This window comes from Ichthyenterobacterium magnum, from assembly GCF_003610635.1.
In the GTDB taxonomy this organism is placed as follows: domain Bacteria; phylum Bacteroidota; class Bacteroidia; order Flavobacteriales; family Flavobacteriaceae; genus Ichthyenterobacterium; species Ichthyenterobacterium magnum.
On the sequence record NZ_RAQJ01000001.1, the window covers coordinates 204,278 to 217,489 of the forward strand.

13 protein-coding genes are annotated in these 13,212 nt (G+C 29.2%); 10 read left to right on the forward strand and 3 right to left on the reverse strand.

Annotated features, from left to right (window positions below; all coding sequences use genetic code 11):
• Positions 1-36: 36 nt before the first annotated feature.
• A complete protein-coding gene (locus BXY80_RS01000; protein WP_120199356.1) occupies positions 37-603 on the reverse strand; it encodes a Crp/Fnr family transcriptional regulator in 567 nt (188 codons plus the stop codon).
• 312 nt (positions 604-915) lie between these two features.
• On the opposite strand from BXY80_RS01000, the gene BXY80_RS01005 reads away from it, so the two are divergent.
• The 8 genes from BXY80_RS01005 (at position 916) to BXY80_RS01040 (ending at position 7,204) form a co-directional block, all read left to right on the forward strand.
• Positions 916-1,506 (forward strand): Crp/Fnr family transcriptional regulator, encoded by a 591-nt coding sequence (locus BXY80_RS01005; protein ID WP_120199357.1) that lies wholly within the window; start codon positions 916-918, stop codon positions 1,504-1,506.
• A gap of 71 nt (positions 1,507-1,577) precedes the next feature.
• On the forward strand, positions 1,578-2,204 hold the full coding sequence (locus BXY80_RS01010) for a hypothetical protein (RefSeq protein WP_120199358.1): 627 nt from the start codon (positions 1,578-1,580) through the stop codon (positions 2,202-2,204).
• Between the two features lie 80 nt (positions 2,205-2,284).
• Positions 2,285-2,728, forward strand: a complete 444-nt coding sequence (locus BXY80_RS01015) for a DoxX family protein (RefSeq protein ID WP_120199359.1) — start codon at positions 2,285-2,287, stop codon at positions 2,726-2,728.
• Between the two features lie 17 nt (positions 2,729-2,745).
• Positions 2,746-3,159: a nuclear transport factor 2 family protein gene (locus BXY80_RS01020; protein WP_120199360.1), complete on the forward strand. Its 414-nt coding sequence runs from the start codon at positions 2,746-2,748 to the stop codon at positions 3,157-3,159.
• 71 nt (positions 3,160-3,230) lie between these two features.
• Entirely contained in the window at positions 3,231-4,262 is a 1,032-nt protein-coding gene (locus BXY80_RS01025) for a T9SS type A sorting domain-containing protein (protein WP_120199361.1), read from the forward strand.
• An 11-nt stretch (positions 4,263-4,273) separates the two neighbouring features.
• On the forward strand, positions 4,274-5,275 hold the full coding sequence (locus BXY80_RS01030; protein ID WP_120199362.1) for a zinc-dependent alcohol dehydrogenase family protein: 1,002 nt from the start codon (positions 4,274-4,276) through the stop codon (positions 5,273-5,275).
• 48 nt (positions 5,276-5,323) lie between these two features.
• Complete coding sequence (locus tag BXY80_RS01035) at positions 5,324-6,139, forward strand: hypothetical protein (RefSeq protein WP_120199363.1); 816 nt, start codon at positions 5,324-5,326, stop codon at positions 6,137-6,139.
• Positions 6,140-6,265: 126 nt separating this feature from the next.
• On the forward strand, positions 6,266-7,204 hold the full coding sequence (locus tag BXY80_RS01040; RefSeq protein ID WP_120199364.1) for a hypothetical protein: 939 nt from the start codon (positions 6,266-6,268) through the stop codon (positions 7,202-7,204).
• 113 nt (positions 7,205-7,317) lie between these two features.
• Here BXY80_RS01040 and BXY80_RS01045 read toward each other — a convergent pair whose 3' ends face one another.
• Together BXY80_RS01045 and BXY80_RS13870 are read right to left on the reverse strand one after the other, a co-directional pair.
• Positions 7,318-8,814 carry a hypothetical protein gene (locus tag BXY80_RS01045; protein WP_120199365.1) on the reverse strand — a complete coding sequence of 499 codons (1,497 nt, stop codon included), beginning with the start codon at positions 8,812-8,814 and terminating at the stop codon, positions 7,318-7,320.
• A 200-nt stretch (positions 8,815-9,014) separates the two neighbouring features.
• Entirely contained in the window at positions 9,015-9,551 is a 537-nt protein-coding gene (locus BXY80_RS13870) for a helix-turn-helix domain-containing protein (protein ID WP_162843253.1), read from the reverse strand.
• A gap of 1,268 nt (positions 9,552-10,819) precedes the next feature.
• Here BXY80_RS13870 and hemN point away from each other — a divergent pair.
• Positions 10,820-12,184: an oxygen-independent coproporphyrinogen III oxidase gene (gene hemN / locus BXY80_RS01055; protein ID WP_120199367.1), complete on the forward strand. Its 1,365-nt coding sequence runs from the start codon at positions 10,820-10,822 to the stop codon at positions 12,182-12,184.
• Between the two features lie 12 nt (positions 12,185-12,196).
• Positions 12,197-13,030, forward strand: coding sequence for a universal stress protein (locus BXY80_RS01060; protein ID WP_120199368.1), 834 nt, complete (start codon positions 12,197-12,199; stop codon positions 13,028-13,030).
• Positions 13,031-13,212 lie beyond the last annotated feature (182 nt).

A 13,212-nucleotide genomic window follows, 5' to 3' on the forward strand; every position in this document is an offset into this window, starting at 1 on the left:
TACAACTATTAAAAAAAAAATTAGGCTTGACCTATGTTAGGAATTTATTTTCTTTCGAATTCGACTTAAGCTTTCTGGGTGAATCCCAAGATATTTGGCTATTTTATTTACTGGGATTAGAGAAATATATTGAGATCTTGACTGAAACATTTCTACATATCGTTCTTCAGCAGTTTTAGTTAAAAGGTTTTTTTCTCGATTTGATTTTCTGATATAACCTTGTTCAGTGAGTATTCGGCTAAATTTATTTGCTTCTAATGAAAAATCATAAGCATACATCAAATCACTTCGCTTAATAACTTCCATATCACAATCCATTAAAGCTTTTATTTGTATATCTGTTGGTTCTTGCATTAAAAAAGACGTAAAACCACAAACCAATTCATTTTCAAAAAAGAAGTCAATTACTTTCTCAGTCATATAGCTTTTTATTGCCATTTCAACAATCCCAGAATTTATAAAATAAATAGAATCTTCTATCTGCTCATACGTTGTTATATAATTATCTTTGCTAAACTGAATTTTACTCACAGAAAAAGGGATGTCTTCATACGATTTATGAGACGTGTTTAATATAATGTTATAGAGTTCGAGAAAAGTCACCTTAAATTAAAAAAAGCATTAACAATATACAAATTTAATATTTTATACACTTTCAATAATAGCTCATAAACTGCTACTCTATACCATATGTGCTTTATAGATTTTGAATTTAACCTTATGAATAATTAATCTTGAAATAAAAAAGAGATTAACACACTCCAAAGTCATCAAAAATCACAAAACTCTCCTTAAGTTATAGTTGGCAAATGGTATATAACTTTTAAAAGTTGAGTTATAAAATAAAAACTATTTAAATACCCAAAAATCTATTTAGATTTATATCTTTTAAGAAAAATTATTTTTAATAGTTATATGACACAAAACAACATTTACTCTTCTTTAATTAACGCTATAAAGGAACTAGTTACACTTAATGTTGAAGATGTAACTATGATTGAAGATGTCTTCGAGCTTAAAAAACATGCTAAAAAAGAAATAGTATTGTTTAAAGGAGAAACTTCTAATCATATGCGTTTTGTTGTTGAGGGCTGTTTGCGTTCTTATTACATTAATGAAGAAGGTCAAGAATATATTGTGCAATTTGGAATTAAAAATTGGTGGATTAATGATTTGTATAGTTATTTAACCAAAACACCTGCTCAATACTTTGTACAAGCTTTAAAGCCCACTACAGTGCTTCAAATACATAGAGATAAATTAGAACAGTTATTTGTTAATGTTCCTGCTATGGAGCGCTTTTTTAGAATAAAAATTGAAAAAGCCTATGTAGCAAATCAAAATAGAACATTGCAATCTATGAGTGAAAGTGCAGAATCACGCTATAAAAATTTTATTAAAAATTATAGAAGTATAGAGCAAGAAGTCCCTCAGTATATGGTGGCTTCATATTTGGGAATTACACCAGAACACCTAAGTACTATTAGAAAGAATCTTCACAAGTAAGTTTCTTAAGACACCATAATTTCTTACGCTATTTTGAGTTTCACCTTTGTTGCCTAACAAAAGTAACAGATATGAAAATAAAAAGAGTGTTTTTAGTATTAGTGCTAATAGGTCAAATAGCATATAGTCAAGACATTTCAACACCTATAGAAGGCTTAAGTACAAGTACTAATTTTTACTATCAACACTCATTTCATAAAACGATTGGAGAGAGTAAATTCTCGTTTTTTAATCTAAGCTCACTTAAAACAAGTTATGAAAAAGCATCTGTAAATAATTCCTTTTTAGTCAGAAATCAAATATTCTATAATATACATAAAAATTGGAACCTAGGTATTACCGGAGAATTAACAAATGGTCAGAAAATAGCTAGATTTGGTCTTCAGTATTTGCTTAAAAGAAAAACATTCATTACTAGTCTTTATTCTAACATAGCATTCTCTAACAACTCTTCCTTTGTTAATATGCTATACTTTGAGTACAAACCTAAAATAAGTAATGCAACAAACTTCTATAGTCGCATACAAATTCAGACCACAACTTACTTTGGTGGCGACACACAATACAGTAACCTTTATCGCTTTGGAATAGAATATAAACAATTAAAACTAGGTATTGGAATGCCTTGGTTTAACCCCTTTAATGCCAAAAAAAGAGGATATAAGTATCTAGGGTTATTTATAGGAATTATACTATAAAAACAATTTACTTAAGATACCTTAATATTTATCATTTTAATACATCTCATCTTTGCATTATAATTAAATAAAACAAAAAAATGAAAGACTTAATTTTTAGAACAAACACAGATTTAAACCCCTTAATCATTAGAATACTATTAGGTATTGTAATCTTTGTTCATGGTGCTCAAAAGCTCTTTGGCTGGTTTGGTGGAAGTGGTTTTGAAAACACAATGAACTACCTTACAGAAACTATGAATCTCCCTTGGGCAATTGCCTTTTTAACAATCTTATTAGAATCCATTGGAGCCTTTGCATTAATTGTAGGATTAGCAACACGTTTTTTAGCTATATCATTTACAATCATAGCATTAGGCATTGTGTTTACAACACATTTTGAGCACGGATTTTTCATGAACTGGTTTGGAAATCAGGCAGGAGAAGGCTATGAATACTTTCTATTATGGTTAGGCATGTCTGTAGCATTAATTTTTTCTGGCGGTGGTAGATATGCTCTGGACAGATTAATTGCAAAAAAATAACTTAAAATAATATACAAATGGAAAATACAAAACAAAATATTACAATAGTACAAGATTATTTCAAAGCATTTCAACAAGGTAATATAAATCAGGTTTTAGACGCCTTTCATAACGATTGTTTAATAGTAAGTGTTCGTGATGAAAGTCGTAAAAAAAATCAATTGCATGGAACTTATAGAACTAAGGAAAGTGCAAAACAGTTTTTGCAGAATATTGTCGACCATTTTAACACAGAAGAATTCATTGTAGATAAAATTATTGCAGAAAACAATGTTGTATTTGCAAACGGAAAATTTAGACACAAAGTAAAAGCAACAGGTAAGCTGTTTATTAGCGACTGGGTACAACGTAGTATTATAGAAAATAATAAGATTAAAGAGTATAGATTTTATGAAGATTCTGCAGCCTTTGTAAAGGCTTCAATGACATAGTGAGAACTTAATTAGTAATTATATCTAAATAGCAAATCAAACTAAAAAATAATAAACATAAACAACTGTATATGAAAACATTACCCCTTACAATTATCCTATTCGCATTAGTACAATTAACAAAAGCTCAAAACATAAATATTCCTAATGCTAATTTTAAAAATGCCTTGCTTAATACCAATTGCGTAGATACTAATGGTGATGGTAATTACGATAGTGATGCAGATACAAATGATGATGGTGAAATTCAAATAAGTGAGGCAGAAAATGTAATAAGCTTAAACATTAGTTTTAATCATATAGACTCGTTAGAAGGTATTGACCAATTTACTAATCTTGAAGAGTTATCTTGTAATGATAATAGGTTAATTAGTCTTGATGTAACTCAAAACATAAATCTAAAAAAATTATACTGCTTTAATAATCAAATCTTATATCTTAATATATCACAGAATTTAAACCTCAAAACTTTAGATTGTCATACCAACCAACTAACTGGCATAGATATTTCTAATAATACACAATTAGTAAACTTGCTTTGTTATTCCAATCTATTACAATATTTAAACACATCTAATAACATTAACCTCGAAGTTTTAAATTGTTGGGGCAACCGATTACTAGCTTTAGATTTTACTCAAAACACAAACCTTAACGTGCTTTTTTGTTACTTAAACCAGTTAACCTCATTAAATCTTAAAAATGGAAATAATACAGCTTTAAATATTATGTGGGCACAGGTTAACAATAATTTAAGTTGTATAGAGGTTGATTCAGTAAATTATCCTGCTTCAAATGAAGGTTGGATCAAATCTGATTTAGCAACATATAGTCAAAATTGTAGCACTTTAAAAATTGATGATTTTGAAAAAGAGTTGCAGATAGCATTTTATCCAAACCCTGTTGAGGCTATTTTAAATATAAATACCTCAACTTCAGTAACAATAAAATCTATTAAGATTTACGATACCTATGGAAAATTAATGACTCAAGAAAATTCACAATTTAACTCAATAGCTGTATCTCATTTAAGCAAAGGTTTTTATTTAGTTGATATAGAGACAAATAAGGGCAGTATTACTAAAAAAATAATTAAAAAATAAACTTTAAAAGAATGAAATCAATAGTCATAAAAAACGCATACGGATTAGAAAATACAACTGTAGAAAATCAAGACATTCCTACTATTCAAGATAATGAGGTTTTGGTAAAAGTAAAAGCGATGTCTTTAAATCAATTAGACTTAATGGTGGCAAAGGGGGCATTTGCAACTAAATTGCCACACACTTTAGGTTCTGATGCTGTTGGTATTGTAAAAAAAATAGGTACTCATGTTACCAAGTTTAATGTTGGAGATACAGTTTCAACACACTTTGTTCAATCATGGCAATCTGGAGTTCTAAAAGCCAGTGATTCACAAAGTTCTTTAGGAACAAGTGTTAAAGGTGTATTTTCAGAATATATTTCATTGTCAGAAAACGCGTTAGTAAAAGCACCTCAAAACCTTACTGTAGAAGAAGCTTCAACCTTGCCAATTGCAGGACTTACCGCTTGGGAAACGCTTGTTAATTTTGGAAACTTAAAAGCAGGACAAACTGTATTGCTACAAGGTACAGGAGGCGTTTCCATTTTTGCTTTACAATTTGCAAAAATGATAGGTGCTAAAGTCATTCTTATTTCTAGTAATGATGAAAAACTAAAAACTGCGAAATCTTTAGGAGCAGATGAGGTAGTGAATTACAGAACAAATCCCGATTGGCAAGATAAAGTATTGAAAATCACCAAAGGAAATGGTGTAGATTTAGCTTTAGAAATCTCCTGGGCTGGAATAAATAAAACAATCACTGCTATGAAAACAAGTGGCAAAATTGCGGTTATTGGAATGTTAGGTGGTACCGAGGTACAATTATCGGTATTCGACCTTATTCAGCGTAGTTTAACGATAAAAGCTATGTATGTTGGTTCTAAATCTAGTTTTGAGGAAATGAATAACGCTATAGAAGTCAACAATATTAAACCTATAATTGATAGAGTTTTTAGTGTATCAGAATTACCAGAAGCAATAGCACATTTTGAAAAAAGCAAGCATTTAGGTAAAGTCGTACTTATTTTTTAATAAAAAAAACAGTAACTCTAAATAATTAGTATAGTTTAGCTCAAAAAAATGAAAAAAATCTTATTTTTAATAATAGCATTAATAGTAATTACATCTTGTAAAACAGAACAACCAACCGAAATAATTGTTATAGGAAACCTACACAAACCAGCATCAAATTATAATCCAGAAATACTCTTCAATATATTAGAAAATCTACAACCAGACTTTATTTTACACGAAATAGATTCTTCTTTTTTCACATCAGATTTTAAGTTTAGCAAACCCTATGATGAGAATGAAGGTATGGCTTCTAAAAAATATATAGAAAAATACCCAGCAACACAGTTAAGACCCTATGAGTTTGAAGGCAGAAACCAATATAGAAGAGATAAAGGTATGCGCCCAACAGATAGATTAACACTTAAGTTGTTAGACAGCCTAAGTAAAGTGAATTTACTCACAACAGAGCAATCAGAAATTTTCAATACTTACCAAGCACTTTTAGAGCCTTTAAAAGTACGTGCAGCAAAATCACCAGAACACTTTAACAATCCTCAAACAGATAGTATTTGTGAACGACGTCAATTTTATCAATATCAAATGATTCCTAAAATCACAAATGTTCGTGAAGAATTTTCAAAGCGGTTTGTAACCAAACCTAATGGCGAAAAAATAAGCTACAGAAATGGTTACCAACTTTGGGCAGATTTTTGGGATACGAGAAACAAAACAATGGCAAAAAACATATTGAAGATTTCGGAACAAAATAAGGAAAAACGAATTGTTGTATTGACTGGTTTTATGCATCGCTATTATCTTTTAAAGGAATTGAAGCGATTAACTAAAGGGGAAAAATATAGTTTTAAAGAATTTTATGAATAAAAAAAAAGATAAAATATGTATCATTGAATACGCTCTAATGAGCTTTTAAAATTAGATAACTATTTAAGTTTGTAATACAAATTAGGCAATTTAATTTATACACCACTATAACAAATATCATGTCAAATGAAAACAATCATTCAAGTATGCGTACTCTTAGTATTACTAGTGAACTGCACTAATAAAAATAAAACAATTTCTCAGATTGCTAAAGGCAAACAAAATTATACCACAAATGTAAATCTATGCGTACAAAATAATAAAATATCTAATGATTGGATAAAGGCAATAACCATAAGACATAGTGAAAAATTTATTGATTCATTATCTCAAGTAGAAAGAACCTTAACCAAAGAAGAAATAGAATGGTATAAGCTTGTTAATTCTAGAGCTCCGCAATGGAATCAGTTAAAAGATTCATTAAAAGTACCTTTTGGGGATATTTACATCAATGACACTACTTATGTTTATCTTGGGTATCAAGGGCATGATGACGCGTTTACCTATAAATATCAAACAGTCTGTTTCAACCTAACCGCTTTGGTAAAAGAGTATGGTTCAGCCAAACAGGCTAAAAATAAAATTCGTATGGATCGATTTTTTGCCCATGAATACACCCATTTGTTGTCTAAAGAATGGGCAAAACAAACTGAACAAAATCTCAAAACATTTAAAGATAGTATTTTATGGGAATGCATGTATGAAGGCTTAGGTATGTACAGATCAATGTCAGACAAATGGTTTCCTAAAGGAGATTCGCTATCAACAGTTGCCGATAAAACATTTGAAACATTATACCCAATTTTTACGGAACGTTTAATAACAATTGAGACTTCTGAAAATCTAACCCAAGACGATAAAATAAGACTTCATAAAAATCTTTCACGAGGCTCTATGAAAAAAAAGTGGGGAGCTTTACCTGTAGCTGTTTGGCTTGCCATGGAATCTAAAGGCAATGATAAAAATTTAATTCCATGGATAAAAATGGGCTCAAAAGCATTAATTCCTTTAGCTAAAAAGTATTTAACAGGCAAAAGTAAAATTAAGTTTAAAAAAGTGTTTTAAAAAATGGTACTCATTTATTTGGTATGTTTACTCTCTAAATGCAATATCTGTAGCCTGCAAAAACCCCAACTCTTTTAATTTTAAACATATTGTGAGGTTTTTAATTTATATCTTTAATTATTAAACGTAATAACTCTTAATCGTCCATTGCCACTAGGAGCTACTTCTGATACATAGATCTTAGATTTATCATTTGACATGGCTACTCCTAAAGGAGCTCTAAAAGTAGCCTCTTCTCCATAACCATCATTGTTACCAACTGCTCCAGTACCTATTTTATCAAACTCCAAAGTATTGATGTTTATCCTAAAAACCGCATGACCATTATAGCTCGTAGTATACAAATAATCATCTACTATAATAATTGGACCGAGATTACCAATAGGTAAGTTTAGAAACGGAATAATAGTTCCATTCATATTAACTTTACTGATAACTCCATCATTCCAATTTGTTACATAAAACACCTCATTTATTTTATCAAAAGTAACTCCTGATGCCTTATTAAACGTTCCGCCAGAAGCAAACTCTGTTTTTAATCCAGTTTGGTCAATTTTAAACATTTTATTTGTAGGCGGTTCCATCACATATATATTTTCATCATTGTCAATCTCTAAACCAGAAGGTTCTCCAATACCTGAATAAAAGACTTCTGAGCTAGTTCCATCATGGCTTATTTTTGTTATTATACCTGGGGCATTCCATCCTGTTACATACAAATTTTCATTACTATCAAAAATACTTCCTACAGGCCATGAAGGTAAGTTATCTTTAAAAAGTGACACATTACCATCTGGTGTTACTTTATATATTTTAGTACCATTCCACTGGTTTACAAACCCATTGCTATTAACAAAAATATTGTCTTCACTATCTACAGATATTCCGTCATTACCAGGATAGTCTGATACAAGAGTTGCTACAGAAAAGTAAGGCTCTGATAGCATATTAACAGTAATAGTCCAATCTGTTTCAGAAACCCCATCTTCTGCTACAACTTTATAGACAACTGGATTAGTGAAATCGTTTAATGTAACCCCAGATTCTTGCTCAACTCCATTAATATTAATCGAAGCACCTGTTGAAATTAAAAATGTTGCAATTAATTGATTTATTGGTGATCCAAAAGTTACATCAACAACAATTGTTTTATTTGTCTCGTCTATATTTGCTTGATTTTCTTGATAATTTAAAATCTCAAAAGCGTTTATATTACTTTCTGTAGAAGCTGCTCTCTCGGTTATAGTCACTGTCCAACTAGATTCAGTAACACCATCTTCAGCTAATATGGTATATACTACTGGGCTTGTAAAGTTATTAGCTGTTACACTTGAGACTTGAGGTATACCATTAACTGTTACAGACGCTCCTGCAGAAATAGAAAACGTAGCAACTAGTTGGTTAATTGGAGCTCCTAAATTAACCTGTACTGAAATAGTTTTATTAGTTGCATTAATTGTAGCTTGACCCTCTTGATGATTTAATACTTGAAAAGTGAGAATATCACTTTCGTTTGACAAAACTGCCTCATTGTTGGCATCATCTTTTTTGCTACAAGAAATTGATAATACAATTAAAATAATAAAGTAAATTTTTTGTTTAAGTTTCATAGCTGTTTTTTTGTTCAGTAAATGTTAGAATTAAAATATGAGCAGAATAAACAGAGATGTTAATTCTCAATATATTTCATATAATATTCTATAAAAATATCTATGAAAAAGCACATTTCATTAGTTACACAAGATGTAACAGTTCATTTAGATAGAAAAAAACTAAATACAAGTATTAGTATTACATAATTAGCCAAAAACTATAACTTCTCAATAAATTTTGATGGAGTTGTATTAAACTGCTTTTTAAAAAAAGAATAAAATGAGGCTTTGCTTTTAAAACCACTTACTTGGGCTACACCAAAAATAGATAACTTTAAATGCTCTCCAGATTCTAAAAGTTGAGCAGCATATTTAACTCTATAAGTATTTACAAAATCGTAAAAAGTAGTTTTTAAATGTGTATTAAGTGCAAAAGATAATTGATGAGGCGTTAACTTAATTGATTTTGCTAATTGAGGTAATGTTAAGTTATTATCTAAAAAAGGCTTAGAGGTTTCAATATAACTTAATAATTCTTTTTCAATTTCAAAAAAGTCTAATCCTTCATATTTTTGTTTCCTTCTTTTTGGCTCAGCTATTGACTCGAAGATTAGTTTTGGGCTTTTAACTATTGTATAACTTAAAATTAATATAAAAAGCGTCCACATTACCAAAGACCAATTCTCTATAAATCTGTTTTGAATATTTGCAAAATTTCTATACGTTGAAAAAGCGAATTCAAAAATAAAATACAAAGTAAAAAAAAGAAAAATTCTTTTGAGAGTTGTTAAAAGATCTGCTTGATTACTTGAAAAAAAATCTTTAAACCTTTTCTCATATTTATAAATAAAGTTAAAACATATAATAAGGTAGATTAGCATTTGAATCATCATAATTAAAATAAATACTTTTATTAAAAAATTATGCACTGAACCATGCATTACGTAAGATTCTAAAATTGCAGCTTTATATTTTGAATTAAGAAAAAGCATGCCACGGTATGTGTAAAAAAAATATAGAAATGGAACAAAATGTAATGTCTCAATAAGTCTAAACTTATTATTTCCCAATCTAATTTTTAAATAGATCCATAGCAAAGGCGCAATGAGATACCAAATAGAATCACTTATGTATAATCCTTGTGGAAAAAACTTGTAAAGTTGAGAGAGACGCAAACTATGATCAAAAAGAATGATGGCAAATATTAATAGTAAACTAGAAAAAATTAGGTTCGCTTTTCTATTTCCTTTTTTTTGTGTCAAAAAAATAAAACATAATATAAGCGCCTGAATAGTGCCTATTAACAAAAACAATGACCAGATTGTAATATTTAAATTCATGATTATTTGTTTTATTGATTTTGACTCACTTTAAGTTTATAGACTTTAGATTGCTAAGATAATCTTAATGCAAACAGAAAAACCTTTAAAAATTAATTAAAAAGAGTTCTTTTTTATAGAAAAGAACTTTATAAAATAATGTTAACCAACTGTTCTATGTAATTTCAAATTCTAAAAAAACAAAAGAACAATAACTATTTTAAGAAGGGTTTTCAAAATTTTAATAACCCTCTTCATTTTTTAAATTAACTTGATGGTATTAATTTTGAATTATAGCAACTAATTATTAATCAAAAAACTAGGAGTAGACTTATCTAAAGCTAAACTATGGCACCATCAACCTTTTAAACTTTAACTGCTCATAGTTAATATTACTTTTGATTTTTTTTAATTTTTGATTTCTAAAAGCGAAACTAAACCTTTACAAGTCGTTTATCTCCTTATTGTTGAAATATGGAGATAGATTTATGAGCATTTTAACAAACCTGTAGCCTTAATATTGAATATATCAGTAAAAACAATTTTGTAGATGATCTTTTCTATAGTCTTAATAATTTTTTACAATATTTAAAAAAGTGATGTCCCACTTTAAAAAGAGAGATTTTTAATTTCTACCCTTATATATGACAAATATCATATTTTAAACAAGTAAACATATCTAATTTTGAGCTATAGAATTAGGTATGAGTAAGTTGTTAGTAAATAAGTATAATGTAGCTGGTCCAAGATATACCAGCTATCCAACTGTTCCGTATTGGAACATAAACACGTTTTCATTAAAAAAATGGAAGTCTTCTTTAATACAATCTTTTAACGAAAGTAATACTAAAGAAGGTATAAGCTTATATATTCATTTGCCATTTTGCGAGAGTCTGTGTACGTTTTGTGGTTGTAACAAACGCATAACAAAAAGGCACGAAGTAGAATCACCTTATATTAATGCTGTTTTAAAAGAATGGGATTTGTATTGTAACCTATTTAATACAAAACCAAAAATAAAAGAACTGCATTTAGGCGGAGGAACTCCAACCTTTTTTGCTCCAAATAACCTAGAAAAATTGATTAATGGTATTTTGAGCAATGCAACTCTTGCAGATGGTTATGAATTTAGTTTTGAAGGTCACCCAAACAATACTACAAAAACACATCTACAAACACTATACAATTTAGGGTTTAGACGTGTAAGCTTTGGTGTTCAAGATTATAATGACACCGTGCAAAAAGCAATTCATCGTATTCAACCTTTTAAAAATGTAAAACAAGTAACAGAAATTGCTCGAGAAATTGGATATACTTCTATAAGTCATGATATTATTTTTGGTTTACCTTTTCAAACTGAAGCCCATGTAGAAACTACAATAGAGAAAACAAAACAATTAAAACCAGATCGTATTGCTTTTTACAGTTATGCGCATGTACCATGGATTAAAGGTAATGGTCAACGTGGTTTTAAAGATAAAGACTTACCAACAGCAGAAAGCAAGCGAGAACAATATCAACTAGGCAAAAAATTATTGAGTGAAGCAGGTTATTTAGAGATTGGCATGGATCATTTTGCATTACAAACAGATGCACTTTACAAGGCAGTTTCAAATAAAAAAATTCATAGAAACTTTATGGGTTATAGTGCCTCAAAAACTCAAGTTATGGTTGGTCTTGGTGTATCTTCTATTAGTGATAGTTGGTATGGCTTTTCTCAAAACGTTAAAGGTATCGAGGAATATTATCATTTAATAAATGAAGGCATTATTCCAGTATACAGAGGACACATATTAAATAAGGAAGATTTAATTATACGCAAGCATATTTTAAACCTAATGTGTCAGTTTAAAACATCTTGGACCAGCACTCATAATTATTTTACAGAATTACCAGAAACACTTATAAAATTAAAAGAAATCGAGCAAGATGGTCTTATCATCATGGGTTCAAATCAAATAACAGTAACAGACAAAGGTAAACCTTTTGTGAGAAATATATGTATGGCTTTTGATTTGCTATTGCAACGCAATAAACCAGACTCTCAACTATTTTCAATGACAATTTAAATCAAAAAAAAGATGAAAAAAATTATAGTACCAATAGACTTTTCAGAACACTCTGCTTTTGCATTAGAAGCAGCAGCTAGTATTGCAAAAAAATATAACTCAGAGATTTTAGCATTACATATGTTAGAAATTTCTAATGCTGTTTTAACAAATAATGATAATGAACAACAAGCAGAAGCTGTATTCTTTTTAAAACTTGCAGAAAATAAGTTTGAAGAATTTTTAGACAAACCTTATTTAAAAAATATTAACATCACTCCCATTGTTAAGCATTTTAAAGTGTTTAGCGAAGTAAATGACGTGGCAAAAGAGCATGATGCAGATATAATTATAATGGGCTCGCATGGGTCGAGCGGATTAAAAGAAATGCTCATTGGCTCAAACACAGAAAAAGTTGTAAGACATTCAGACATACCAGTTTTGGTCATCAAACACAACCCAATTTTAATGGATTTTGAAACTGTTGTTTTTGCCTGTGATTTCTCTGATGACGCCATTAGACCATATATTAATGCAACAAAAATGTTTAAAACTTTAGGTTCAAAAATTCATTTACTCTATGTCAATCTGCCTAATACAAATTTTAGAAGTTCTGCAGAAATGGAAAAACGTGTAGCAGACTTTTTACTTAAAGCTGATGGCAATATTGATAACATTAAAAATGTAAAATATGTTTCAGATTATACAGTTGAAAAAGGAATATTAAATTATTCTAATATTGCAGGAGCAGATTTGATAGCTATTGCAACTCATGGCAGAACCGGTTTAGCACATTTCTTTGAAGGAAGTATTTCTGAAGATATAGCAAATCATTCTACACTTCCTGTAATGACATTCAAAATATAAAGTAAAATACATTTGGTTTTAAATAGTTAGTTAATAAATAATGTGTTTTAGAGGCGAGTTATATCTCGCCTCTTTTTATATATCACAATTTTAATTCATAAAAAGGATAAAAATATCCTAAATATGATTTATATCATATTTTAACAAAACATTAGGCTGTAATTTTGTTGTATAAATCAATA

Bases quoted from the DNA above. Each gene is read 5' to 3' on its own strand.
- BXY80_RS01005 (WP_120199357.1), top strand. From the start codon at position 916: ATGACACAAAACAACATTTACTCTTCTTTAATTAACGCTATAAAGGAA.
- BXY80_RS01010 (WP_120199358.1), top strand. From the start codon at position 1,578: ATGAAAATAAAAAGAGTGTTTTTAGTATTAGTGCTAATAGGTCAAATA.
- BXY80_RS01015 (WP_120199359.1), top strand. From the start codon at position 2,285: ATGAAAGACTTAATTTTTAGAACAAACACAGATTTAAACCCCTTAATC.
- BXY80_RS01020 (WP_120199360.1), top strand. From the start codon at position 2,746: ATGGAAAATACAAAACAAAATATTACAATAGTACAAGATTATTTCAAA.
- BXY80_RS01025 (WP_120199361.1), top strand. From the start codon at position 3,231: ATGAAAACATTACCCCTTACAATTATCCTATTCGCATTAGTACAATTA.
- BXY80_RS01030 (WP_120199362.1), top strand. From the start codon at position 4,274: ATGAAATCAATAGTCATAAAAAACGCATACGGATTAGAAAATACAACT.
- BXY80_RS01035 (WP_120199363.1), top strand. From the start codon at position 5,324: ATGAAAAAAATCTTATTTTTAATAATAGCATTAATAGTAATTACATCT.
- BXY80_RS01040 (WP_120199364.1), top strand. From the start codon at position 6,266: ATGAAAACAATCATTCAAGTATGCGTACTCTTAGTATTACTAGTGAAC.
- BXY80_RS01045 (WP_120199365.1), bottom strand. From the start codon at position 8,814: ATGAAACTTAAACAAAAAATTTACTTTATTATTTTAATTGTATTATCA.
- hemN (WP_120199367.1), top strand. From the start codon at position 10,820: ATGAGTAAGTTGTTAGTAAATAAGTATAATGTAGCTGGTCCAAGATAT.
- BXY80_RS01060 (WP_120199368.1), top strand. From the start codon at position 12,197: ATGAAAAAAATTATAGTACCAATAGACTTTTCAGAACACTCTGCTTTT.